Origin of the sequence: Patiriisocius sp. Uisw_047 (assembly GCF_047730165.1) — a bacterium.
Lineage (GTDB): Bacteria > Bacteroidota > Bacteroidia > Flavobacteriales > Flavobacteriaceae > Patiriisocius.
Genome location: NZ_CP159834.1, coordinates 806,183 through 832,266, shown reverse-complemented (window position 1 = coordinate 832,266; position 26,084 = coordinate 806,183). Strand labels below are relative to the sequence as shown.

23 protein-coding genes and 1 tRNA gene are annotated in these 26,084 nt (G+C 37.9%); 17 read left to right on the top strand and 7 right to left on the bottom strand.

Translation table 11 applies throughout. From position 1 onward, the window contains the following. Positions 1–221 precede the first annotated feature (221 nt). Entirely contained in the window at positions 222–809 is a 588-nt protein-coding gene (locus ABXT71_RS03715; RefSeq protein ID WP_415372504.1) for a hypothetical protein, read from the bottom strand. Positions 810–920: 111 nt separating this feature from the next. Here ABXT71_RS03715 and ABXT71_RS03710 point away from each other — a divergent pair, with 111 nt between their 5' ends. The 8 genes from ABXT71_RS03710 (at position 921) to ABXT71_RS03675 (ending at position 10,568) form a co-directional block, all read left to right on the top strand. Further along, the gene (locus tag ABXT71_RS03710; protein ID WP_415372503.1) at positions 921–1,865 is read left to right on the top strand and encodes an NAD-dependent epimerase/dehydratase family protein; all 945 of its coding nucleotides are present in this window, start codon (positions 921–923) and stop codon (positions 1,863–1,865) included. Between the two features lie 11 nt (positions 1,866–1,876). Further along, positions 1,877–3,427, top strand: a complete 1,551-nt coding sequence (locus tag ABXT71_RS03705) for a DUF1028 domain-containing protein (protein ID WP_415372502.1) — start codon at positions 1,877–1,879, stop codon at positions 3,425–3,427. A 14-nt stretch (positions 3,428–3,441) separates the two neighbouring features. Continuing rightward, a complete protein-coding gene (locus ABXT71_RS03700) occupies positions 3,442–4,155 on the top strand; it encodes a DUF4956 domain-containing protein (protein ID WP_415372501.1) in 714 nt (237 codons plus the stop codon). Then, on the top strand, positions 4,112–5,149 hold the full coding sequence (locus ABXT71_RS03695; protein WP_415372500.1) for an HlyD family secretion protein: 1,038 nt from the start codon (positions 4,112–4,114) through the stop codon (positions 5,147–5,149). Before ABXT71_RS03700 ends, ABXT71_RS03695 begins: the two co-directional genes overlap by 44 nt. Beyond that, complete coding sequence (locus ABXT71_RS03690; protein ID WP_415372499.1) at positions 5,150–6,409, top strand: hypothetical protein; 1,260 nt, start codon at positions 5,150–5,152, stop codon at positions 6,407–6,409. A gap of 110 nt (positions 6,410–6,519) precedes the next feature. After that, positions 6,520–9,489 carry a CotH kinase family protein gene (locus ABXT71_RS03685; protein ID WP_415372498.1) on the top strand — a complete coding sequence of 990 codons (2,970 nt, stop codon included), beginning with the start codon at positions 6,520–6,522 and terminating at the stop codon, positions 9,487–9,489. Between the two features lie 450 nt (positions 9,490–9,939). Continuing rightward, positions 9,940–10,398: a hypothetical protein gene (locus tag ABXT71_RS03680; RefSeq protein WP_415372497.1), complete on the top strand. Its 459-nt coding sequence runs from the start codon at positions 9,940–9,942 to the stop codon at positions 10,396–10,398. An 80-nt stretch (positions 10,399–10,478) separates the two neighbouring features. Continuing rightward, positions 10,479–10,568, top strand: a complete 90-nt coding sequence (locus tag ABXT71_RS03675) for a T9SS type A sorting domain-containing protein (protein ID WP_415373059.1) — start codon at positions 10,479–10,481, stop codon at positions 10,566–10,568. 362 nt (positions 10,569–10,930) lie between these two features. Here ABXT71_RS03675 and ABXT71_RS03670 read toward each other — a convergent pair. Next, a tRNA-Asn gene (locus ABXT71_RS03670) sits at positions 10,931–11,004 on the bottom strand. A gap of 88 nt (positions 11,005–11,092) precedes the next feature. Then, positions 11,093–12,427 (bottom strand): RIP metalloprotease RseP, encoded by a 1,335-nt coding sequence (gene rseP, locus ABXT71_RS03665; protein WP_415372496.1) that lies wholly within the window; start codon positions 12,425–12,427, stop codon positions 11,093–11,095. 154 nt (positions 12,428–12,581) lie between these two features. Between rseP and ABXT71_RS03660 the strand changes: the two genes are divergently transcribed. Together ABXT71_RS03660 and ABXT71_RS03655 are read left to right on the top strand one after the other, a co-directional pair. Beyond that, complete coding sequence (locus ABXT71_RS03660) at positions 12,582–13,265, top strand: SCO family protein (RefSeq protein WP_415372495.1); 684 nt, start codon at positions 12,582–12,584, stop codon at positions 13,263–13,265. A 186-nt stretch (positions 13,266–13,451) separates the two neighbouring features. After that, positions 13,452–14,483: a rhodanese-related sulfurtransferase gene (locus tag ABXT71_RS03655; protein WP_415372494.1), complete on the top strand. Its 1,032-nt coding sequence runs from the start codon at positions 13,452–13,454 to the stop codon at positions 14,481–14,483. Positions 14,484–14,486: 3 nt separating this feature from the next. Here the strand turns inward: ABXT71_RS03655 and ABXT71_RS03650 are convergent, their stop codons facing one another. Then, positions 14,487–15,884 (bottom strand): peptidoglycan DD-metalloendopeptidase family protein, encoded by a 1,398-nt coding sequence (locus ABXT71_RS03650; RefSeq protein WP_415372493.1) that lies wholly within the window; start codon positions 15,882–15,884, stop codon positions 14,487–14,489. 274 nt (positions 15,885–16,158) lie between these two features. Here ABXT71_RS03650 and ABXT71_RS03645 point away from each other — a divergent pair, with 274 nt between their 5' ends. The 7 genes from ABXT71_RS03645 (at position 16,159) to ABXT71_RS03615 (ending at position 22,887) form a co-directional block, all read left to right on the top strand. Continuing rightward, positions 16,159–17,463, top strand: coding sequence for a PSP1 domain-containing protein (locus tag ABXT71_RS03645; protein WP_415372492.1), 1,305 nt, complete (start codon positions 16,159–16,161; stop codon positions 17,461–17,463). Further along, a complete protein-coding gene (locus ABXT71_RS03640) occupies positions 17,456–17,938 on the top strand; it encodes a gliding motility lipoprotein GldH (protein WP_415372491.1) in 483 nt (160 codons plus the stop codon). The genes ABXT71_RS03645 and ABXT71_RS03640 overlap by 8 nt, the downstream gene beginning before the upstream one ends. A gap of 139 nt (positions 17,939–18,077) precedes the next feature. Then, a complete protein-coding gene (locus ABXT71_RS03635) occupies positions 18,078–20,393 on the top strand; it encodes a penicillin-binding protein 1A (protein WP_415372490.1) in 2,316 nt (771 codons plus the stop codon). A 119-nt stretch (positions 20,394–20,512) separates the two neighbouring features. Then, positions 20,513–21,211 carry a CoA transferase subunit A gene (locus ABXT71_RS03630; protein ID WP_415372489.1) on the top strand — a complete coding sequence of 233 codons (699 nt, stop codon included), beginning with the start codon at positions 20,513–20,515 and terminating at the stop codon, positions 21,209–21,211. 1 nt (position 21,212) lies between these two features. Then, positions 21,213–21,542, top strand: coding sequence for a hypothetical protein (locus ABXT71_RS03625; protein ID WP_415372488.1), 330 nt, complete (start codon positions 21,213–21,215; stop codon positions 21,540–21,542). A 12-nt stretch (positions 21,543–21,554) separates the two neighbouring features. Continuing rightward, the gene (locus ABXT71_RS03620) at positions 21,555–22,211 is read left to right on the top strand and encodes a CoA transferase subunit B (protein ID WP_415372487.1); all 657 of its coding nucleotides are present in this window, start codon (positions 21,555–21,557) and stop codon (positions 22,209–22,211) included. Between the two features lie 463 nt (positions 22,212–22,674). Beyond that, the gene (locus ABXT71_RS03615; protein WP_415372486.1) at positions 22,675–22,887 is read left to right on the top strand and encodes a hypothetical protein; all 213 of its coding nucleotides are present in this window, start codon (positions 22,675–22,677) and stop codon (positions 22,885–22,887) included. Positions 22,888–22,987: 100 nt separating this feature from the next. On the opposite strand, the gene ABXT71_RS03610 is transcribed toward ABXT71_RS03615, so the two are convergent. The 3 genes from ABXT71_RS03610 to ABXT71_RS03600 form a co-directional block, all read right to left on the bottom strand. Then, the gene (locus ABXT71_RS03610) at positions 22,988–24,673 is read right to left on the bottom strand and encodes an ABC transporter ATP-binding protein (protein ID WP_415372485.1); all 1,686 of its coding nucleotides are present in this window, start codon (positions 24,671–24,673) and stop codon (positions 22,988–22,990) included. 409 nt (positions 24,674–25,082) lie between these two features. Continuing rightward, on the bottom strand, positions 25,083–25,796 hold the full coding sequence (locus ABXT71_RS03605; RefSeq protein ID WP_415372484.1) for a 3'-5' exonuclease: 714 nt from the start codon (positions 25,794–25,796) through the stop codon (positions 25,083–25,085). A gap of 43 nt (positions 25,797–25,839) precedes the next feature. Further along, on the bottom strand, positions 25,840–25,983 hold the full coding sequence (locus tag ABXT71_RS03600) for a methylated-DNA--[protein]-cysteine S-methyltransferase (protein ID WP_415372483.1): 144 nt from the start codon (positions 25,981–25,983) through the stop codon (positions 25,840–25,842). Positions 25,984–26,084 lie beyond the last annotated feature (101 nt).

Genomic DNA, 26,084 nt, shown 5'->3' with positions numbered 1-26,084 from the left:
ATTGGCTAATGAATCACGACCGTTCGCTTTGTGCTGTGAAAGACTCTGTATAAAAAGGACTGTTGCAAATTTAGACCATTTAATATTTATAGCGTTCTGAGGCAACAAAAAAACTGTCCAAATCTATTGGGCATTTTTTAGAATTTTTTTGTCGTTTGTTATAGTATAAAATATAAATACAAAGGCTGTTTTAATAGTTATAAATGCTTTGCAATAGGAAACTAGTTCTTGTTATTATCTCTCAATTCTGCTTTAAAAATAGAATCTCGTTTACGTTTTTCTATTTCGCGGTCTTCCACATCTTTCTGTTCTTGATTGATACCGTCTTTGATAAACTTCTCATTCATCTGTGTAATAAAATTAGAGTGCGCATCATTTATTTCCAAAATGTGTTCCTCCACTCTAATCGAGTCTAAACGATCAAACCCTAATGCTTGATGGAGTAGTTTTATTCTTGTTTGTAAAACCAAGAGTCTTGCCGAAATAGGGCGTGTGTTTAAGGTATCTGGAATAAAACGATAGAGGGAATCTGAAGAAACAACCAGTCTGCTTGAGAGCACTCTAAGTTTATCTATGGTGCTTCGGTTCACTTTTGGAATATCGTCTGCAAAGTCAATATAGGCTCCCCATTGTGCGGTAATTACTGCAACAGCAGGATTTTCCAATGGTGTGTTATGGTTGTTTTTTCCGAAGACAACCTCAGCTTGTTGGATTTCCTGAGTAGCCTCAAGAGTTTTGTTTTTATCATTTTCGCAGGAAGAGAAAACGAGTAAGCTAAAAATTATTAACTGAAAATGAAGTAGTTGCATAGGTGCAAATTTGCAGTACAAATATAAGGTCTAGCAAGATAAAAGATTATATAATCATATAAAAATAACGTCAATAGATATGGTTACCTTTATAAAAAATAAACCAAACATATGAAAAAAAGAATCCTCATAATAGGCGCCTCTGGACAAATAGGTACAGAACTCACCTTGTATTTGCGAAATATATACGGTCACAATAAAGTGATTGCTAGTGATATAGCAGAGGCGTCAGCCGCTTTAATGGAGAGTGGCCCCTTTGAGATTCTTGATGCCATGGATTATGACGCGATACAAGACATCGTGATAGGGTATGAGATTACAGACGTTTATTTAATGGCGGCCATGTTGAGCGCCACGTCAGAGAAGTTCCCGATGAAAGCTTGGGATCTAAATATGACCTCCCTTTTTAATGTACTCAACCTCGCCAAAGATGGGAAAATAGATAAGATTTTCTGGCCATCAAGTATCGCGGTTTTTGGACCTACAACACCTAAGCGTGATACGCCGCAACGCACTGTGATGGAGCCGAGCACCGTGTATGGAATTAGCAAACAAACTGGCGAACGCTGGTGTGAGTATTTCAATAAACGATATGGAGTGGATGTGCGGAGCTTACGCTATCCTGGATTAATAAGCTACAAAACCCAACCAGGAGGAGGTACCACAGATTATGCGATAGATATTTATCATAAGGCATTAAAGCATAATAAATACATTAGCTTTTTAAAAGAAGGAACTAAATTACCTATGATGTTTATGGACGATGCCATACGGGCAACGGTAAATATCATGCTTGCTGCTAGTGATGATGTGAAAATTAGAAACTCTTATAATCTTTCTGCCATGAGTTTTGCTCCAGAAGAGATCACGGCGAGCATCCAGAAACACATTCCAGAATTTACTATTGAATACGAGTCAGATTTTAGACAAGCTATTGCAGACTCTTGGCCACAAACCATAGATGATACAGCCGCTAGACAAGATTGGGGTTGGGAAGATGAGGTTGATCTAGATGAGATGACAAAAATTATGATTAAGAATTTGAAGGACGTATAACAAGAAAGAAGATGAAAAAAAGTAAAGGGAATTTAATACTACTAGCACTCTTTACACTGCAACAAATGCAAGCGCAACATACTTTTTCTATTGTTGCCGTAGATCCTCTAACTGGGGAGATAGGAAATGCGGGAGCTACCTGTCTCGACATAGATGATTTAAATGGTGAAGAAGGAGCCCTAGTTATTAGTGATATTATTTTAAATACTGGAGCCATTAGCTCTCAGGCTGCTTGGAATCCAATAAACCAAGCTGCAGCTAGAGCGCGTATGGAACTTGGCGATAGCCCACAAGAAATTATTGATTGGTTAGTTGCTAATGACCCAGCACCAGGAACAGCTCCTTCACGACAGTATGGTGTTGTAGATCTCATAGACGGTCCAGGAGGAACTCCTAGAAGTGCTGCTTTTACAGGGGGCCAAAATGGCTCTGTTGCCAATGATATTGTAGGGCCTAATTATGCCATACAAGGAAATATTTTACTTTCCCAGGATGTGTTAGATGATATGGAATCTGGGTTCTTAAATACACCGGGAACACTGGCAGATAAATTGATGGGAGCTCTGCAAGGCGCTAAACGTGTGGGCGCTCAAACAAGTTGCACCAGTAACCAAACAAGTTCAAAATCTGCTTTTTTAAGGGTTGCAAAAATTGAAGACTTATATTCAAATTATGGTCACTTAACTGTAGACTTAAATGTGAGTAAGACAGACTTTGCTGAGGATCCTATCGATGTTTTACAAGACACGTATGATTTTCATACAGGCAATCCAGGGATAGATTGTGGCACAACGATCATAACGTTTCCTTATGCGGAAGGATTTGAAAATGGATTAGGAGATTGGGCTCAAAATGATGGTGATGTATCTCATATAGGAAGTCCAGATTTTGATTGGGTTGAAAGCTCAGGTACTACTCCTACAAATAATACAGGACCAGAAGCTGCTTTTGAGGGCGAAACTTATTTTTATACAGAGGCTACAGGAGCTAATGTAGGTTTTCCTGCAAAGAGAGCGGTATTAAATAGTCCTTGTTTAGACCTCTCTGGGATGACAACTGCGTTTTTTACTTTTAACTATCACATGTTTGGTAGCGACACAGGCAATCTTTCTGCCCGGGTGAATAATGGAAGCGGATGGACAACATTATGGTTAGAGGATGGTGCACAAGGGGATAGCTGGAATAGCGCCGTGATAGATTTAACACCCTATGTAGATCAAACGGTGCAGTTGCGCCTAGACAGCACCACAGGTCTGGGAGAGCGAAGCGATATCGCCATTGACAATGTTAGAGTGGCTGAAGATGTTTTGAGCGTTGACACCCTTGCCTTACAATCGATACGTATCACACCGAATCCTGCCTCAAACCGATTAACCATCACTTTCAATAATGACATTAGTTCTAGTATTATTATATTTGACATGTTGGGCAGAAAAGTATACGATACCAACAACCAAAAGAGCACTTTAAAAATTGACGTTTCAAGCTGGAATTCAGGAATGTATACTCTTAAAATTAAAGGCGACGGGTATCAAGCCGCTAGAAAAATTATAATTAACTAACCACACAATCACATATGTTTGATTTTTCAAACCTAAGTAATAACCTAGAAGGCGCCTCGATAGCTAATGTCATTATAATTGCTTTAGTGTCGTTTGTACTATCTTCTTTAATAGCACTCACCTATCAAAGAACCTCTAGGGAAATAGAAAGTCCGAAGTATTTTATTCAATCTTTGATTTTGATTTCAATTCCTGTTGCTACTGTAATGCAGGCTATTGGCGATAGTCTAGCGCGAGGCTTGGGGATGTTAGGAGCTTTAGCTATTATTAGGTTTAGAACCACCTTAAGAAACCCTAGAAACATGGTCTTCATGTTTACCTCTATTGCGGTAGGGATTGCTGCGGGAGTGTATGGGTTATTTATAGCATTAGTAGGAACCATAGCATTTTGTCTCATTGTTTTTATCATATACTATTCACCCATTAGTAAAGTCAATCATGTCATAGGAAGCCTTCAGTTTGAAATCCCGAATATCATTTTAGAAACGGAAGATACACGTCAAAAAATTGAAGAGCTTTTAGAGAACAATTGCGCTCGATTTTCATTAACTAAATATGGCGTGAATGGAAAAGGAAAAAATGCAAAAGGGATCAAAACAATCGTGTTCGCTTTTAAAATTAAAGTGATCCACGAAGAAAGAGCTAGAGACATTGTAAATGAGCTTTCAAAGATGGAAGGCGTTTATGATATTAGAATCAATTTTAGAGATGCCGATGAAAAAATTTAGTCTTATACACATCGTAGCCCTATTAGTTGGGGTCATTCTGGTGATATCATTTTCATTTAAAATGAATACCACCGTTACCTTTTATGGCTTTGCCGAAAACAAGGAAACGCAAATTAATATGGAGAACCCTGTTGAGGTAAATCGTATTCATGTCACAACAGGTCAAAAAGTAAAAAAAGGAGATGTGATTATAGATGTTTCTTCTTCCATCTTACCCATCAAAATTAATGATGCCGTTTTTAGTATTGAAGAATTAAAAACGCGGTATGAATTGTGGAAGCTGGACTTAGATGGGCGTATTTCAGAAAGAGAAATTTTACTAAATGAAAAATCAAGTGCGATTCAAGCTCAAATAGATCAACAATACGCGCAGTTAGACAAAAACAAGAAACTAGCGAGTAGTCTTAAAAGTATTGACCTAGATGCCACCGAAAAAAGTGATATAAAAAGCCCTATCATTTTAAGAATTAATGCGCTCACAGAAGAATTAAAATATTCAAAAACCAGCATTAGCACCCAGATTAACAATTTGAAAAATGAGCGGTATGTTACTAATAACCCAATGCTTTCTAGAATCAAAATCCTAGAGAAGGAGCTGAGTTATTTTACTATTAAAAAAGAAAAAGAAACTATTTTAGCTCCTTCAGATGGGTTGATAGGAAATATACATTGTAAAGAAGATGAAAAGATATCTTCTTTTTCTCCACTCGTAACATTTTATGAAGAAAGCCCTACGCTCGTCATTGGGTATATTCATGAAGACTTGCTTTTAAAAGTAAACCTTCTAGATGAGGTGACGGTATTTTCTACGTCAAGACCCGATATACAAAATACAGGAATCATAAAAACCTTAGGATCTCGTATCGTTGAAATCCCACCAAGAATTAGAAAAATAAAAGAATTGAAAACGTATGGGAGAGAGGTAATCATTGAGATTCCGCCGGACAATCCTTTTCTACAAAAAGAGAAAGTGACGTTAACCTTAAATCAATAAATGCATTTTTTACTACAGAAGTACCAACTCTTGTTGTTTTTATTCGGAATGATTTTCTTTTCTGGATATGCACAAAAAGAAATCACTACCACCCAAGTATTGCTGGGAGCACAGCAAATAGAACAAGTACAATTTGACTCTATACAAGTAGCTTTTCTAAAAAATTACAATCATAATTTACCCCTTATTAATAATGTAGAATTAAGGTCTGAAACGCGAGACCTCTTGCTTAGACGACAGGAATATGCAATCAGGGTGAAACCTAATAGCCTGCGTGCCGTCCTCGCAAAGAAACAAGTGTATACTTCAAAAATAAATGAAGTAGAAATTCAAGGACGTATTCATTTTAATGAAGAACTTGAAGATCGCTATAATTTATTGGTAGACTATATATTTAACGAGAAGCTAAGGACAGCCTATGAGGAGCGGAAAATTCAATTACAGGATAAGCTCAAGATCTTAGAACACACGGTCTATGATGAGAATTTTGATGTAAGAGATGTGGTAGATTCTGAAGAAGACCTCTTTGAAGCAGAAGTTGTTTTACTGGGTTTAAAAGAAGACCAGGGCTACCAAAATGCAGTATTAAGTCTGATGGTTGGCGAAAGTACTAATGCTATTTATCTAAAGAGCAGCGACGTCATAACGGCCACTCAAATCTTAGCAACTACCCTAGAAGAGAATACAAGTCAAGACAATCTGGAGATACAATTAAGGCAGTCAAAACTGACCACTATTGAAAGCGAAATGGAACTCGACGTCGCAAAGTCTAAAAAGATTATAGATTTTGTACAGGCAAAATATGGCGGTAAAAACAGTGTGTTCTTTGACGAAAACTTTGCCATAGGAGTAGGGATAAATTTACCTTTCTTCGGAAATACCAGAGAAAAAAGAAGTGATCATTACTTTGATAAATTGCTCACAGAAAGCGAAATAGTAGCCCTGAAGAATGAACAAGAAAAGGACCATAAATCGGCCTATGAAGATTTCCGAAGAACTGCAATGAAGTATCAAATCTTTAAAGAACAAGCTACAAATAGCAGCGTCTCTTCACTCTTAGAAATCTACAAAAAGATTGAAGGGGTCTCGCCACTTATTTTACTGAAACTCAAGATGAGCGAGCACAATAAGAAAATAGACATTCTCAAACTAGAACATGAATTGTACGAGAAATACATTAAAATGCTTGTAAGCAAGAATGTATTATTTCAAACTCCTTTTACTAATTATCTTAATACAAATAGTTCCTTAAGAGACTGATAGTTTTAGGAATTCTAATATAAAACTCACATAAGGTGAGGTTTTATATGAGATTATCTTAAATTTAATCTCTTCGAAAAGAAGCGATACAGGTTATAAACAAAGAAATTATGAAAAAAGCATTACTCTTATTTGTACTTATTATGTTCCTTACACCGTTATGGAGTCAGGTGGTTGTTAATGAATATTCTGCCTCAAACTTATCAGGATACACAGACAATTACCAGAGTCAAGAAGATTGGATAGAGTTATATAATTCAGGAGCGTTAGCGGTAGATTTGGGCGGTTATCATTTAAGCGATAGTGATACAAATACTACTAAGTGGGAAATTCCGGCAGGAATCACAATCCCTGCAAATGGATATCTTAAATTTTGGTGCTCAGGAAGAAATGAAGCAGTCGGGTCCAACTATCACACAAGTTTTAAGTTGAAACAAACAAAAGCAGATACAGAGACTATTGTATTTGCAGCCAGTGACGGGACGATTCTCGACAGTGTTTTAATGGAAAAAACACAATTAGAACATTCAAGGGGAAGAAGTCCAAATGGAGCAGCTACCTGGAAAATATTCACCGAACCAACTTTAGCGAGTGCCAACGTCGGGACCGCTTATGATAGATATGCTGCGACTCCAGAAATGAATGTAGAAGCAGGGTTTTATGCAAGTAGTCAGTCAATAAGCATTACAAGCACAGAGCCTAACAGTTTAATACGTTATACGGTAAATGGTAACTTGCCAGGTTCTGGAACATCTGTGTATGCTACGCCCATTAATGTGGCTTCAACAAAAATAGTTAGAGCCATCGTAATGCCAGGAACGGAAGGCGTATTGCCAAGCTTTATGGTGTTTAACACCTATTTCGTTAACGAAAATCACACCTTGCCAGTGATTTCTGTTTCTGCAACCCAAATGACAAACTTATTGAATGGTAATATAAGTCTAAGGCCAGAAGGGACTATGGAATATTTTGACGTTAGCGGTATCAGAAAAGAAGTCGGGTATGGAGAGTACAACAAGCACGGGCAGGATTCTTGGCAATGGGACCAGCGGAGTTTTGATTATATAGCCAGAGATGAAATGGGCTACCACGACGCACTGAATGAACAATTACTTACGTGGTCTGAAAGAGATAGTTATCAAAAAGTAATTATACGCGCTTCTGGGGATGATAACTATCCTGCAATTGATACAAGCGCGCATATGAGAGATATGTTTATTCAAAGACTGGCTAATAAAAATGACCTTAATGTAGATATGCGAAGAGGCGAGCGTTGTGTTGTATATGCAAACGGTCAATATTGGGGAGTGTATTCAATTAGAGAAAAAGTAAGTGATGCTGATTACACAAAATATTATTACGGCCAAGACAAATATAATATCCAGTATTTAATGAACTGGGGAAATACGTGGGCTCAATATGGCGGTCAGCAAGCATTTGACGACTGGGATGAGATTCATAGCTTTGCTTTGAATAACGACTTATCTAATCAAGCAAACTACGAACAAGTTGCGGCAGAGATTGATGTAACGAGCTTAGTAGATTATATACTCATCAACTCATTTGTGGTTTGTACAGACTGGATAAACTGGAATACCTCTTGGTGGCGCGGTTTGGATCCTAATGGAGGTCACACTAAATGGGGCTATGTATTATGGGATGAAGACGCAACATTTAATCATTACATAAATTATACTGGCGTACCTAATGAAAACCCAGATGCAGACCCTTGTTATCCAGAAGAAATTTCTTCAGATCCAGAACAGCACATTGTTTTATTGAACAAGCTCTTAGAGAATGATGAGTTCCGTCAGTACTATATCACACGCTATATGGATTTAAACAACACAGTTTTTACAGAAGAAGAAGCTATCGGGACCTTAGAAGGGATAGAAAATTCTATTGCAGGAGAAATGCAAAACCATACCGTACGATGGGGTGGTAATGTGAGTGAGTGGGAGGACAATGTTCAAAAAGTAAAAGACTTTATTTTAGATAGAATAGATTTCTTGCCGGACGGATTAAATGCTTGCTATGATCTTACGGGACCATATGATGTTACGCTAGACGTAGAACCAGTAGGAGCAGGGCAAATACAATTTAACTCGATCACCATAGCCTATGATGAGTACCTATGGGGTGGATCGTATCACGGAGGTATTGACATGAATATCAAAGCGGTTCAATCTAATCCTGGTTATGTTTTTGATCATTGGGAGTTGGACAATCACACATTGACAGATCCTACAAGTGTGCTCTCATCTTTTCAATTAACGCAAGGGGAAAACGTAAAAGCAGTGTTTGTAGAAAGTGCTGGTGGAGAGGATATTGTTATCAATGAAATAAACTATAAAGATGCTCCAGACTTTGATGTAAAAGATTGGATAGAGCTATATAACAACGCGCCAACAGCCGTAAATATGTCAGGATGGATATTTAAAGATGAAGATGACCTTCACGAGTTTGTGATACCAGTAGGTGTTATTATGCAGCCCGATACGTATTTAGTAATTGTAGAAGACCAAGCTGGCTTTCAAGCGTTATTTCCAGATGTGACTAATGTGTATGGTAATTTAAGTTTTAGTTTAAGCGGTTCAGGAGAGTTAGTACGCGTGTTTGATGCTAACGGTACTCTTGTGGACAGTTTAATTTATGACGATCAAGATCCTTGGCCAGCGGCGGCAGATGGATTAGGACCTACACTAGAATTAATAGATCCAAACTTAGACAATGCACTACCAGAAAGCTGGCAAGCGTGTAATAATCCAGGATTTGAACATGGGACACCAGGTGCCTTGAACAACCCAAACTGCATACTTGGCGTAGATGATATCACCTTGCTTGATGTGTCTATTTTTCCAAACCCAATGGATGAAACAACAACCATCATTGTAGGCAATGGAATAACAGGGCTAGAAGTGTTTATGTATGATGTATTAGGAAGAGAGGTGCAGTCTTTACAGTCTAACTCCAATACCGTTATTATAGAAAGAGCCAACTTGAATGCTGGGGTATATCTATTAAAAATAACGAGCGAAGATGGCGCGTTAAGAGCGACTAAGAAGTTGTTGCTTAATTAAAACATATAGATTCAATATCAAGCTCCTTTCAGTTAATGCTGAAAGGAGCTTTTTTCTTTAATACAGATACAAAGCCTTTAATCTAAAATTTAAACGGGTTTGTAGGATCTCATACACCTAATAATTACTTATGATTTTAAACTTGTTCTACGCCTAAAAAATGACCAGACCTTGGTTCATTTAATGGTTTATCAAACGGTTATTGACCGCTTGATCAACCGTTGAGACAAGGCCTTTTTTCAGCCTACCATTTAAGACGTGCCGTGAGAGCACTATTAGCCAAACTGAAATGGCTAAAGCAGCTTATACCTGGATATACATTGGAATACCACTATTATTAACCCAGAAGGATTAATTCAAATATCAAGAGGTGATACTAGCATTGTTTATAAATATTTACTTCAATTTCAAGAGTTAATTCCGCCACGGATAGAAAGTTTAGAAGAGAGTTTGAAAGTAGGAGACAGAAAAAAGACAAGACAATTATTACATCAAATGAGTCCACAATTACAATTTTTTGGAATCAAAGATATTGTACAACCCAATCGGAGACTGGATCTTGAATCTGAAACGATGCCATTTGAGGATTTAAGTTCTTTGGTAGATGATATTCTAATTAATTTACACTTGGCTTTAAAAGACGTGATACTAAATGAATCAACAGATGGGACAAATTATAACTTAATACCAGGAGCACCAAATACTTTTACACAAGTTACAGCGGGTCTTTCGGCACCAGAAGTATTTGATTTTACTGCTTTAGAAGCATCTTTTATTAGGATTGAAGTATTAAATAATTATGGAGATATGTTTACCGTTTTTGGGGAAGTTACCTTTTCTGGTATTGAAGTAATACTACAAATTGATGATAAGAACTTTTCAAACGCCTTTATCCAAATCCTTCTTTAGGTATGATTACTAATAGTAATGATATCGATGGAAGATTGATGCAACAGGCTACTACTTTCGTTAACGCCACTACCTAGGCAATTGATTTATCAAGACTTTCTTCGGGTGTTTACCTGGTTCATATATTTGGGGGTCGGGCTAATGTAATTAAAAGAGTGATTAAAAAGTAAAATGGTTTTTAAGGATAAATAAAATGTATGGTTCGATATAATTCTAGCTAAATCTAAAAAGGGCTGCACAAAAGTGTGGCTCTTTTTAGGTTTTCAGCCTTATGATCTCATCTGGATTAGTGCGGGCGGGTTCAACATACTGAAATAGTTTTTTTACAATGAGAAACAACACATGGCTAAAATAAGTCATGCCAGTTTTTCAATAAAGATACCTTCAGATTATTGAGAAGAATCTTAATATTTCGCTTTCCTTTAAATAGGCGCGTCTATTAAGTGATTCTGCGGCAGGTGCTTACGGGTAATAAAACTTAAATAAATCACATAAAAAAAGCCCTCACATTTCTGTGAAGGCTTTAATTTCGCTCCTCTTCTTGGGCTCGAACCAAGGACCCTCTGATTAACAGTCAGATGCTCTAACCAACTGAGCTAAAGAGGAATTTCATATAGAAAATTAAAGACTATTGCCTTTAGCGGATGCAAATATAAATCAATTTTTTACTGCTGCAAAAAATCACACAATTATTTTACTTAAATATTGCCCTATAAATATCATTCCCGTTTGCAAAGAGCACTAAAGCGATTAATAGAAAGAAACCAACCACCTGTGCATACTCTAAAAATTTATCACCAGGCTTACGTCCTGTGACCATCTCATAAAGTAGAAACGTTACGTGACCACCATCTAATGCAGGGATAGGCAGCAAGTTAAGCACACCAAGCATAATTGATAAAAGCGCCGTGATACTCCAGAAGTTTTCCCAATCCCAAGAATCAGGGAAAATATCGTAGATGGCTTTAAAGCCTCCTACTCCTTTATACGCTCCTGTACTAGGCGTAAATATTTTTTGGAGTTGTCCCCAGTACCAGCCCATTTTATCTACAAATTTTGTAGAACCTACCCCTATACTTTCACCTAAGCTATATTCTTTACTAGTAATAAGGCCTTGTTCATTGAAAAAAGAAATACTAGATTTTGAGTAGATACCTAGTTTTCCATCTTCATCTATTTTTAGATTTACTACTCGCTTTGCACCATCACGCACAATAGTAGCTTCTAGAGTCTGTCCTTTATACTTAGGGGTTAAAGCACGTATCTCTTCATAAAATTTAATAGGTATTCCATTTAAGGCTATTACTTGATCTCCATCATTTATGTCAGCCTCTTTATTTAAGGAGCTTTCATTAAATGAATCTATTATAAACGGAAAACGCAGCTCAAAAGTAGAACGATCCTCTGCATCTGTTAATCTTCCTAAAAAGTCTTGTGGTAGTGCTATAGTTTTTTCTGAACCATTACGGTTAATTACGACCTCATTTGCTAGAATAAAATTAGCGCGAATGTCAGTATACTTTTCGTACACCTTTCCATCCATAGAAACCACCTTGTCACCTGACTGAAAACCCATTTCCTGCATTAAAGGATTAGAAATTTCATACCCATCCTTCATATTATCATTTGAAATATACGTCTCCCCGTAAACAGCCATCATCCCTATATAAATAAGCCACGCCAGTAAAAAGTTTACCGTTACACCCCCAAGCATAATAATTAAACGTTGCCAAGCTGGCTTGCTTCTAAATTCCCATTCCTTTGGCTCTTCTGCCATGGCTTCAGTGTCCATGCTTTCATCGATCATCCCAGATATTTTCACATAACCTCCCAAGGGTAACCATCCAATTCCGTAAATAGTTTCTCCTATTTTTTTCTGAAATAATGCAAACTTGACATCAAAGAATAAGAAGAATTTTTCCACTCGTGTTTTAAACAACCGAGCAGGTAAATAATGCCCAAACTCGTGAAGTACGATTAGGAAAGACAAAGACAGTAAAAACTGACCAATTTTTATGATAAACTCCATAGGTATGTATCCAAATTAAGATTGCAAAAGTAACCTTTTACACGCTTCTAAAAAAATAGTGTGACATCCTATAAAATATACATTAGGTACTTTTTCCACTTAGTCGTGCGAGTTTGATTTTTAGGTAGTAATTTTGCTAAAATATCAAGTACATATGCAATCGTTCTTTTTAAAATACAAGATGCTCTGGATCGTACTTACGGTCTTATCAGTGGTCATTATTTATAGTATTTACAGCATTTTAAAGCCCGAGGAAGCAAGGCTCCCAGTCTATCAACCTAAAGGAACAGGCCTTAATATCGAGCTCGTCGATAGTACCGTGCAGCACATTAAAAAAAATCACACGATTGCAGATTTTAAATTGACCAATCAAAATGGTAAAGCCATCACTCAAGATGATTATCAAAATAAGATTTATGTAGCAGATTTTTTCTTCACTACCTGTCAGACCATTTGTCCTATAATGACAGATCACATGGTGCAAATTCAAGATAAAATAAAAAATAACCCAGATGTATTACTGCTTTCGCATACCGTGATGCCAGAAGTAGATAGTGTCGCCCAGCTCAAAAAATACGCGCTAGAGAAAGGGGTAGATGCTTTAAAATGGAATTTAGTTACAGGCTCTAAAAAAGAAATTTATGATCTTGCCCGAAAATCTTATATGGCAGCAAAAGAGAACCCCGGCAACCCATATGGTTTAATCCATACCGAAAACTTTTTGCTAATAGATAAGAAAAAACGTGTTCGTGGTTTTTATGACGGCACCTTGCAAGAAGATATAGATCGATTGCTAGGAGATATTGAGAAACTTCAGAGGGAAGATGTGAAGCATTAAATGTTAATAGGATCTTAGGCTAATTTTTGTTTTTGCCTAAAGCAGTATTCTTTTTAATTTTTCTCAAACAACAAACTCCTATATTTTTTTGCATATCACTCTGGTGCACTTTAAACTTTAAGCACTTAAAGAAAACCCCTATCTTTGTGTCCAACAATATATTCTTAACCCTTAAACAAGTATAGCATGCAACTGTACAATACCTTAAGCGCGATAGAAAGAGCAACACTGCTGGAGCAAGCGGGAGAAGACCGTTTAACGCTTTCTTTTTATCAATATGCCAAGATTGGCAATCCAGAACTTTTCAGAAACCATTTATTTGTGGCTTGGGACGACCTCCAAGTGCTCGGCCGTATTTATGTCGCTCATGAAGGTATCAATGCCCAGCTCTCTGTCCCAGCAACGCGTTTTAATGATCTTAAAGATTTTCTAGACGGGATTTGCTTTTTAGAAAACGTGCGGCTTAACGTCGCCATAGAGCACGACCTGAAATCCTTCTTAAAACTGAAAGTAAAAGTGCGTAACAAGATTGTCGCAGATGGATTAAACGACGATACTTTTGATGTGCGCAATAAGGGAGTACACTTGGATGCTGTTGGTTTTAATGAACTTATAGAAGACCCAAACACGGTGTTGGTAGATATGCGTAATCACTACGAAAGTGAGATAGGCCATTTTAAAAATGCAGTGACACCAGATGTGGATACCTTTAGAGATTCGCTAGATATTATAGAAGAGGATTTAAAAGACCACAAAGAAGATAAGAAATTAGTGATGTATTGCACTGGCGGAATCCGTTGTGAGAAAGCAAGCGCATATTATAAACACAAGGGGTTTAAAAATGTATTTCAGTTAGAAGGTGGGATTATTGAGTATGCACGTCAAGTAGAAAATAAAGGATTAGAAAATAAATTTATAGGGAAAAACTTTGTTTTTGACCATCGCCGTAGTGAGCGTATCACAGAAGATGTGATTGCACAATGTCATCAATGTGGCGCTGCTTGTGATGCCCACACAAACTGTGATAATGAGGGTTGTCACTTACTTTTTATACAATGCGAAGCCTGCAAAAAAGCAATGGATAGTTGTTGCTCCAAAGCGTGCCAAGAGATTGTCCACCTCCCTTTTGAAGAACAAAAAGCTTTACGTGCTGGAACACACAATAGCAACAAAATTTTTAAGAAGGGTCGGTCTGAGAAGTTACGATTTAAGAAGTAAATCTTATTCTTTTATAAATTTGATGAGTTGATTATTTCCTTCTGCATCTGCTACACGCGTAAAGTAGATTCCTGATGACAAATGAGATACGGCTATTTCTGTTTTCTGCTGAAATGGCTGTTGTTTTTCTACCACTTTAGTCCCGAGCAAATTATATATTATAATACGCTGTATTGGAAAGTCAGCATCTATGTTAATCATCGTCTTTGCGGGATTAGGATACAAGGACACGCTTTGTTCTTGTTTGTCCTCTAAACTAAGGACGCCCACATTAAATGTATGATTTACGGTCTCTCCAAAATAAGTAACGCGATAGGTCCATGCTCCCTCTACATCGCTCACATTATGTGTGCGCACCCACCAAGAGGCATAATAGTCATTATCGAAGTCGTTTTGCCAAGATACATGTACATTGCCATTAGGATCAATTAAAGTGTGATTTGCAGCAGTGCCAGAACGTTGATCGCTATAATAAGAGGCAAAAATAACAGAGTCATTAGGGTCGAATTGGGTAGACTCATAAGAAATTTCTGTCTCAGGACAGTTGCCAAAATCTGGAATAGCGCTATGCGTTAATACTGCATTAATACCAGAATTGAGATAAGGTTTCTGGTCTGCCCACCAAGTTTGGTCCGGGTTTGTTGCATTACAATTACCGTCATAGGGATCAATAAGGTCGCCTATAGTATTATACACTTCAAAATGTAGATGTGGGCCTGTAGAGTTTCCAGAACTGCCTACCACGCCTAGATATTCTCCTTGCGCCACCATATCACCTAAATTTTTTGAGGTGAGGCTTCCGTTTTTAAAATGACCGTACCAAGCAACACTCCCGTCACTATGTTCTAAAAAAATGGCGTTCCAAGCGTTATTATTAAAATCGCAACTACGATCAAAGTTACCATCTTGTTTAAAAACTATTTGCCCTTCTTGCGCTGCAATTACTTGGGCTCTATCCTCGTCCATTAATTTCCAAGAAAATGGCCAAGTAAAAATATCTACACCAGCATGATCATAGCCACTATTGGTATCATAGGTTCGCGTCCCACAATTATAGTCTTGGAGCGAATTTGTGCTAGGGTCGTGGTCAAAGTAGTTTGAGATTGCCCAGACTTTTGAATATTGCTCATTTGCATCTCCAGCTATTGGCCAGTCAAAGAGTACCTCAGCATTAGATCGCTGTTGTAGTTTTTCTGCGGCCTGAAGGATCATTCTGTTCTTGACAACTTCAGATTGATAGAAGCTTCTTTCTGCTTGGCTAAGGCAAGGGCCGTTTTGATTTTGAACCTTATACCCACCACCAATTGTATTTGTGTCAATTTGCGCTTGCGACATCACGATGTTTAATAACAACAAGAGCGCACAGTTGGCGCTTGTTAAAAAGTTGAATTTTATATACATAACAATGATTTAATGTTTTTTGGCTTTTAACAAATGTATGAAAAAGGTCTGAAAAGGCTGGAATGAATAATGGAACCGCTCTAAAGCCCTTTTTAAAAAAACTTTAAGGGCATTCCATTTTCACACCATTAAAAACCTCATCAAAATTTCCGAAGTACAATTAATACTCGGCGGCTTTCGTTATCTCAAAAACCGTATCTTTACGTATTAAACAAGTATTTACTAATCTTCGTCTCTTTTAGGTTTTAAAAGAGCACTATATATATATAAAATTATGGGCTGTACAAGCTGTGCCTCTGGCGCCGGTGGTCAACCTAAAGGCTGCAAGAACAATGGGACTTGTGGTACTGACGGTTGTAATAAACTAACGGTGTTTGATTGGCTTTCAAATATGTCGCTTCCTGCAAATATGATTCCTTTTAATGGAGTAGAAGTGCGTTTTAAAAACGGAAGAAAACACTTCTATATCAATAAAGAAAACCTTACCCTTTCCATAGGCGACATCGTTGCGACCGAAGCAGAGTCTGGTCATGACGTTGGGATTGTAACCCTTACGGGCGAACTCGTGCGCGTGCAGATGAAAAAGAAAAAGGAACGTCTGGATACAGAACTCCTTCCTGCCATCTACCGTAAAGCAACTCAAAAAGACGTGGATATCTGGCAAGCGGCTAGAGATAAAGAAGACGATATTCAGAAAAAATCACGTCAGATAGCGATTCGTTTAGGTTTAAAAATGAAGATAAGTGACATCGAGTTTCAGGGTGACGCATCAAAAGTAATCTTCTATTATACGGCAGAAGAGCGTGTAGATTTTAGAGAACTTATAAAAGAATTGGCACGTACTTTTAATTCTCGCATAGAGATGAAGCAAGTAGGTTTCCGTCAAGAAGCGGCGCGATTAGGTGGTATTGGTTCTTGTGGTCGCGAGTTATGCTGTTCTACTTGGTTAACAGATTTTAGATCTGTAAGCACCTCGGCAGCACGCTATCAGCAATTATCATTGAATCCGCAAAAGCTAGCGGGCCAGTGTGGAAAGCTTAAATGTTGTTTAAATTATGAGCTAGATACCTATCTAGATGCTTTGCAGGAATTTCCTAAAACAGACGTTAAGTTACAAACAGATAAAGGTCCTGCGGTTTGCCAAAAGACAGATATTTTTAAGGGGTTAATGTGGTTCTCATACCTTAAAGACGGGATGAACTGGCACGAACTTAAAGTGAGTAAGGTCAATGAGATTATTGCTATTAATAAAAAAGGCGACAAGGTTGCAACACTAGAAGAATTTAAAGAAGAAGTGTTTGTAAATCTTGAAAAAGAGATTTATAGCAATGTCGTAGGACAAGACAGTTTAACACGTTTTGACCAACCTAAACGAAGCAATAAAAAGCGTCGCAATTCGAATAATAAGAGCAGAAAGAGACAACCGGAAAAAGCAGATAAAGGAGCAGGAACTGGGTCAAAATCCACGGCTACAGGCAACAAGCCTACCCCAAGAAGCAGCAATAAAAAGCGCCGCAACAATAACAATAAACCGAGACCGAATAACAATCAAAAACAAGGCCCTAAAAAAGATGCGTAAATTGATTGCTTTGTTTTGTGTTGGGATGCTGTTGACGTCTTGTCTGGGGGATGCTGTCGCGGGTGATTCACAGACGCTACCTAGTTTTTGGGATAGCCAGTTAACGGTAGATTTTACATTTCCGGAGCTAGAAAAAGAACAGGATTACAATGTTTATTTGCAATTGCGCAATACAAACGAATATCCATACAGCAATATTTTTCTGATTACAACCTTGCGATATCCTAATGGCAAGACTGCCATAGACACGCTCGAGTACCGGATGGCTCGTCCAGACGGTACGTGGCTGGGAGAAGGCATAGGCAGCCTCAAACAGAGCAAACTCGTATTAAAAGAAAAAATACAGTTTAATGAAGAGGGCGAGTACCATCTAGAGATAGGCCAAGCACTGCGTAACAACAACGAGGTAGATGGTGTAATGCGATTGTTAGGCATTACAGATGTGGGCTACACGATTGAGAAAGCAGTGAACTAGATTTTTTTGACTTTCGGCGAAAATGTGCCACGCATTCTCAATAGGGGATTACATATACTAGTTTGTGATGATTATTTTAGGAAATAAATAGCATCTTCGTACCGTTAAATAAAATACTTTTGTTCTAATTATATCTCTCATGGCAACTAAATCAGCAAAGAAAAAATCAAAAACAACCGGCGTAGGCAAACACATTCGTACTTTCTGGATGCTTTTTACTACTGGTATCGGCGTTGTATTTCTCGTATTTTTATTGGCCTCTTGGGGTGCATTTGGTGCACTTCCAGATGAGACAAGCCTCGAGAACCCAGAAAAAAACCTAGCGACAGAGATTGTAGGTTCTGATGGTGTCGTGCTCGGTAAGTTTTACAAAGAAAACAGAACTCCTGTAGACTTTGAAGAGTTGCCAGACCACTTAGTCAATGCATTATTAGCTACAGAAGATATTCGTTTTTACGACCACTCGGGTATTGATGCAAAAGGACTAGCGCGTGCGATGGCCTTTTTAGGGACTAACGGTGGGGCGAGTACAGTATCTCAGCAATTGGCAAAGCAGTTATTTACAGATGGCGGAGCTTCACAGAACAAGCTAGAAAGAGCGATGCAGAAAATAAAAGAGATGATTATCGCAACGCGTCTAGAACGTCGCTATACGAAAGAAGAAATCATTACGATGTATTTTAATACTTATGACTTCTTAAATCAAGCCATTGGGATCGAGTCTGCCTCCAATATTTATTTTGATAAACCACCTCGTGATTTAAACACGTTAGAATCTGCTATGCTCGTCGGGATGTTTAAAAACTCTTCTTTATATAATCCACTTCGAAATCCTGAAGGAGTCTACAATAGACGTAATGTGGTGCTTAAACAGATGTACAAGTATGATTATATAAGTGAACAAGTAAAAGACTCTTTACAAGCAACACCGCTAGAGTTTGACTATACACCACAAGGACACGATGAAGGTATTGCAACGTATTTTAGAGAGTACGCACGCGCTTTTATGCAAGATTGGATTAAAGACAATCTTAAAAGCGATGGAAGTAAGTATAGTATATATAGTGATGGCTTAAAAGTGTATACGACTATTGATTCTAAAATGCAGCAATATGCAGAAAACGCTATGGACCAGCATATGTCAAAACTACAATTAGAATTTGATGCTCAAAATAAAAAAAACAAAACAGCTCCTTTTAGAGATGTCACTGAAGAAGAAGTAGACAGAATATTTGATAACTCTATGCGCAGAAGCGATCGTTGGAGAGAACTCAAAAAACAAGGAAAAAACGACAAAGAAATCATTGCGAGTTTTGATAAAAAAGCGAAGATGAAGATCTTTTCTTGGGGAGGTGACATAGACACAACGATGACTCCTAGAGATTCTATTAGATATTACAAATCATTCTTACAGGCATCGATGATGTCTATGACACCTCAGACAGGTGAGATTAAAGCTTGGGTAGGTGGGATCGATTATAAGCACTTTAAGTATGATATGGTTAAAACGGGTAAGCGCCAAGTTGGTTCTACCTTTAAACCTTTTTTATACGCTACAGCCATAGACCAGATGCATATGTCGCCCTGTGATACCGTAGCAAACGTGCCTTTCTGTATTCCAGCCGGAGCACAAGGAAATACAAAAGACTGGTGCCCTAAAAACGCTAGTGATGATTATGGAGATATGCTAACACTTAGAGAGGCGCTCGCCAAATCTATCAACACGATTAGTGCAAAATTAATGTATAGAGTTGGACCGAAACCAGTGATAGAATTAATTCGGAAAATGGGTGTGGATACAAAAAACATAGTAGAAGTACCTTCTTTAGCCTTAGGTACAGCAGACCTTTCCTTATATGAAATGGTAGGCGCTTATAGCACTTTTGCAAACGAAGGGGTCTATATAAAACCTGCAGTGATCACTCGTATAGAAGACAAAAACGGAACCGTTCTTTATCAGAATATTCCACAAGTAAAAGATGTGATAAGTAGCGAGACAGCATATGTAACTGTAAGCTTAATGGAAGGGGTTACTAAAACAGGTTCTGGAAATAGATTAAGAAGCAAATGGCGTGTGACGAATCCTGTTTACAAATCATCGGTAACGGGATATCCCTATGAGTTTAAAAACCCAATTGCGGGAAAAACTGGAACGACTCAGAATAATAGTGATGGTTGGTTTATGGGCATGGTGCCTAATCTAGTGACCGGAGTTTGGGTAGGAGGCGAAGATCGTTCTGTCCATTTTAACAGAACCGCATATGGTCAAGGAGCTACGATGGCATTACCTATCTGGGCACTCTATATGCAGCAATGCTACGCAGACGAAAAATTGGGTATCTCTGATCAAGAGTTTGCTAAGCCAAGCAACATGTCGATTGTCACAGATTGCGATGATTACAAGCAAAACAGCGGTGAGAACATCGAGGAGATTCCAGATGAGTTTGATTTTTAGGGACGGCTTTTTAATGAAACATTAATCGTATTTTTAACATCATTAACCCGAGTAGAATTCTTTTTTAAGCGCACGCAAAATAGTAATGGCTGGATATTTCGGCTTAATGAATACATTATATGATAAACAAAACAGTAGCAAATGTTTCTGAAGCTTGCCAAGGAGTTTCTGATAATATGACCTTTATGCTAGGAGGATTTGGCCTTAGCGGAATCCCAGAAAACGCCATTGCGAAACTCGTTGAACTGAATGTAACTGGGGTAACCTGTATTTCTAACAATGCGGGGATTGACAACTTTGGACTTGGGCAACTATTACAAAAACATCAGATTAAAAAAATGATCTCCAGCTATGTTGGAGAAAACGCTGAGTTTGAACGGCAAATGCTAAGCGGCGAACTTGAAGTGGATCTTATTCCTCAAGGAACCTTGGCTCAAAGATGCCAGGCTGCAAAAAGTGGTATTCCAGCATTCTACACGCCAGCCGGCTACGGCACCGAAGTAGGTGACGGAAAAGAATCTAAAGAATTTAATGGTAAGATGCATTTGCTAGAGTACGCTTTTAAGGCAGACTTTGCTTTTGTAAAAGCGTGGAAAGGAGATACCGCAGGAAACCTTGTCTTTAAGGGTACAGCCAGAAACTTCAATCCAAATATGGCCGGCGCTGCAAAAATAACGGTTGCCGAAGTTGAAGAGCTTGTTCCAGCTGGCGAACTCGATCCAAACCATATTCATGTGCCGGGTATTTTTGTTCAACGCATTTTTCAAGGGGAGAAGTATGAAAAGCGAATTGAGCAATTAACGGTAAGAAAAAGATAGAATGAAACTAACCTGCATATGTAACAGTTGCAATGCAGAAAGCACGTTTAAACCTAAATTTTCTGATCGTGGTTTGTTACAGGAAAAGCTAGGAGATGAGGTAAAGGTTAACTGCACTATATGTGGAAAATTAGAAAATAAACACATTAATAAACTAACCGCAAAAGAAGACAGCTCCATTCTAATACTAGTCGCGGTTTTAGCAGTTGTAGTCGATGTATTAACTTGGTTTTATATAGGATTTGCTGCAAGTTTAATCCTGTTTCTGTCAGTTTTACCGCTTGGGCTTATGAAAACAAGGAGGCAAATAACTTTAATAGATATAAAATAAGGAGAAAATAATATGGCATTATCTAAAGAACAAATAGCACAACGTATCGCTCAAGAAGTAAAGGCTGGATATTATGTAAATCTCGGTATCGGAATTCCAACACTGGTCGCAAACTTCGTGCGAGAAGATATAGAGGTAGAGTTTCAGAGCGAAAACGGGATTCTTGGCATGGGGCCTTTTCCTTTAGAGGGAGAAGAAGATCCAGACTTGATAAACGCCGGGAAACAAACAATTACTGCAATGGCTGGCGCTTCGTTTTTTGATAGCGCTACGAGCTTTGCAATGATAAGAGGACAACACGTGGACCTAACTATCCTAGGCGCTATGGAAGTAGCCCAAAATGGGGACATCGCAAATTGGAAGATTCCAGGTAAGATGGTAAAAGGAATGGGCGGCGCTATGGACTTAGTTGCGTCTGCAGAAAACATTATCGTAGCCATGATGCACACGAACCGTGCTGGCGAATCTAAAATGCTAAAAAAATGCTCGCTGCCATTAACTGGCGTTAACTGTGTAAAAAAAATAGTTACAAACCTAGCGGTCCTAGTAGTTGTGGATGGGAAGTTTAAACTATTAGAACGGGCTCCAGGTGTTAGTGTTTCAGAAATACAAAGCGCTACAGAAGGTGACTTGATCATTGAAGGAAATATTCCAGAAATGACCTTTTAAAATAAAAGTATCATCACTATATTACTTCTTACAAACGATTCTTTTTATGTGTTAAGCGCCTATATAATGAAGCGAGAGATACATTAGGCGATGAAAAACGCTCTATCTCCTGTCACAACTAGCGTGCTGTATAAAAAAACCGATCTACAAGGAAAATAAATAGGTAAAACCCTTTCGTTTTTCCGCTAAACAACTCTTTTATCCTTTGAAATACACCTTAAATGTTAAAATTTGATGTATTTCATCGATAATATCCGTGTTTTAGCTTTTTTATTAAAAAGTATATTGCATATTTACAATCCTGGATTAAAGAACAACCTACTGATGAAAAATTTAATTAAGTCACTTAAAAATACAACGCGTCTTGTGAAAAACGTAACGTATGTGGCTATGAAAGTTTTGTTGTTGACTTAGACTTGGAATTGAATGCGCCTAAATTTGTCTAATAATTAAAAATTTGATTATGTCCCAAAATTTAAAGTACGCCGAACAAAAGTTATCTGAGAACCCTTTTATGGACAATGATTTTGTCATTGATGCAGAAGGTAAAACATTTCAATTCAACAATCAGAACTCAGAGAAAATATCCTATGATATACATCACTACGGTGATGGAGGAAAAATTTATTTTAAGAACGAGAACACAAGAAAAAACAATCGTTTTTCAGTCGTTTAATTTTCATTATTAATTACCCAGAATCTGCTACGATATCAGATAAAAGGTTAGCCCGTTCTTTGTGAGGTTAGAACGGGCTTTTTTATGCTTTTTTTAATTTTTATATCCCCTTTGGTATCGCGTCAATCAATCGTTTTGTGTATGCTTTGCGGGGTTGTGCATAAATCTCATCTGCATCACCTACTTCTTCAAATTGACCTGTATTCATTACCAGTAATTGGTCTGCCATATATTTTACAACCGCGAGATCGTGTGAGATAAATATATAGGTAAAGCCAAAATTATCCTTCAATTCATTCAATAAATTAAGCACCTGCGCCTGTACAGAAATGTCTAATGCCGAAACAGACTCGTCACAAACAATAAGCTTGGGCTCCATCGCAATGGTTCTAGCGATGCCCACACGTTGTCTTTGACCTCCCGATAATTGATGCGGATAGCGATTAAAATAGGTCTCGTCAAGCCCTACACGAGTGAGTAAATCTTCTATGCGTTTTTTCCTGTCCCGTTTATTTTTTCCTATTTCGTGCACAATCATTGGTTCTGTAATGGCTTCACCTATGGTGAGTCTAGGATTTAAAGAAGAAAAAGGATCTTGAAAGATTAGTTGAATCTCCTTACGGAGCATTCTAGTTTCAGTACTGGATAATTTTGTGATGTCGTTGCCTCTATATAAAACAGTACCTGCCGTCGCTTTATCAAGTTGCAGAATTACCTTTCCTAAGGTAGATTTTCCACAGCCAGACTCTCCTACAAGTCCTACGGTTTCTCCTTCATATGCCTCAAAGCTTACGTCATTCACGGCTTTGAAAGCGGTTTTTTTACCAAAGATTCCACTCTTGCTATAGTATTCTTTTTCCACATTGAGCACAGATAGAATAGGAGCGCTAGTGTATAGTTTTTTATGTCGTACCCCGCGTTGTTGCGCCGTCACTAGTTTAGGTTTAAAAGTACCTGCTGCAATAGCGGCAATGGTAGGTAGTTTTTCTAAACGTTCTCCAAGGGCAGGTCTAGAGGCTAATAGTGCTTTTGTATAATCGTCTTTTGGTTTTTTAAAAATCTGATGTACGGTCCCGCTTTCTACAATTTTTCCTTGATACATTACTAAGACTCTGTCTGCAATTTCGCTCACGAGACTCAAATCATGAGAGATAAATAATAAGCCCATTTTCGTTTCGGCCTGTAGTTCCTTTAATAGGGCTATAATTTCTTTTTGCACCGTAACGTCAAGCGCAGTGGTTGGTTCATCTGCGATAAGCAATTTTGGTTTGCAGGCAATCGCCATCGCGATCATCACTCTTTGCATCTGGCCTCCACTTATTTGATGCGGATACCGATTGTAAAGTTCGATGGGATTAGGGAGTTTTACTTTTTCAAAAAGGGAGAGCACTTCTTTCCTAATCGCAGGTTTAGAAAGCGACGTGTGATTCTGGAGCATTTCGGCAACTTGCAAACCACATTTTAGAGATGGGTTGAGTGCGCTCATCGGTTCTTGAAAAATCATGGCAATCTCTTTACCACGTATTTTTCTAGCTTCGGAATTTTTAAGACTTGTTAGTTCGCTACCATTAAATAAGACGGCTCCTTTAATATGGGTGTTTTTTTTAGGCAGCAAACCCATAATCGCCAAAGAGGTAACTGATTTACCAGAACCAGATTCCCCGACAATCCCTACGATTTCATTTTCGTTGACCGAGAATGAAATGTCGTGGACTACTTCAATTGGGTTTTTGGCATTTCCGAAGGAAATAGAAAGGGCATTAATGGAAAGGAGTAATTGTGACAAAAATAGAACTAGATTAGTTAATAAATATACGAAGTTACTTTAAAATTATAATAAAATCTCACGATTAAAACAAGACTCTTAAAGTTTGGTGTAGTTGCTTATTATAATTTTAACACCCATAAATTATTCATTAATTCGTAATCGTATTATAAAAAAATACAATTTAATTTAGCATAATATGAGAAAATCTAACATTTCGTTGGGTTATTTGTTTTTATAAAACGAAGGTGTTACGCTGCTATATGTAGTTCTAAATGTGCAAATTGTCATTAATGAACAAAGTGGCGTAAAGCACCTGCTAAGACTATTAAACTTAATGCACAAGATGTATACTCCCCACTTAAAAGGGCATAATAAAAATAAGCGATATCTTTTGATATTGTTCATTCCATGTTTCTCTTCGGAAATTTTAAACAGAGACTATTTCGTCTTCAGATAAAAGAGGCTCGTTACGTAACCTAAGAATAATCTGTGCGACTGTCACTGTGTCTTTTTCACAATAGATAATGATTCTACCAATGTCATTTTCTTCATAAAACACATCGCGAACTTCACTACCATCTATATCATCTTTAGGAGAAGGGATTCCTAACACGTGCGCCATTAACTTTAGCGAAGTGAAGGTTTTATAATCTCCAAATTTCCACAACTCTAGCGTATCTAGATGAGGGACTTCCCAAGGTTTTTTTCCGAAGAGATTAAGTTTAAAAGGTAAATCTATGCCGTGAATAATCATACGTCGTGCGATATAAGGAAAATCAAATTCTTTACCATTATGAGCACATAACACGTGTTGCGTTTTATTAAAATGTGTTTGTAATAGGGCTTTAAACTCTTTTAAGAGCGTATCTTCCGCGCCGTGAAAAGTAGTGACCCTAAACTTCCGAAGATCTCCCTGCGTCTTAAAATACCCGACAGAAATACAAACAATGGTCCCAAATTCTGCCCAGATACCTGCTCGGTCATAGAACGCTTCGGGTGTAAAATCTTCTTTGCGTTGGTATTTAGTTTTTCCTTCCCAGAGCGCTTTGGTCGTTTTATCAAGGTCGTTGTAATTGGCGTGTTGAGGTACCGTCTCAATATCGAGAAATAAGATGTGTTCTAGGTTGATTTTTTTTAGCATAGCGCAGATGATTGGACTATTGCTAAATGTACAAAAAAGAAAACTAGAATAATTTTCCCTGTGTCACGTGACTCTCATGTTCCACCAACCATTTTTTACGATGTAAGCCACCTGCATAACTAGTTAGTTTTCTGTCACTTCCAATCACGCGATGACAAGGGATTACAATGGCAATTGGGTTTTCCATTTGCAGATGCTACCGCCCTAATTACTTTTGGGTCTCATAGATCATTTCCCATTTCTTGATAGGATGCTGTTTTCCCAAAAGGGATGGTCTGCAGTTACTCC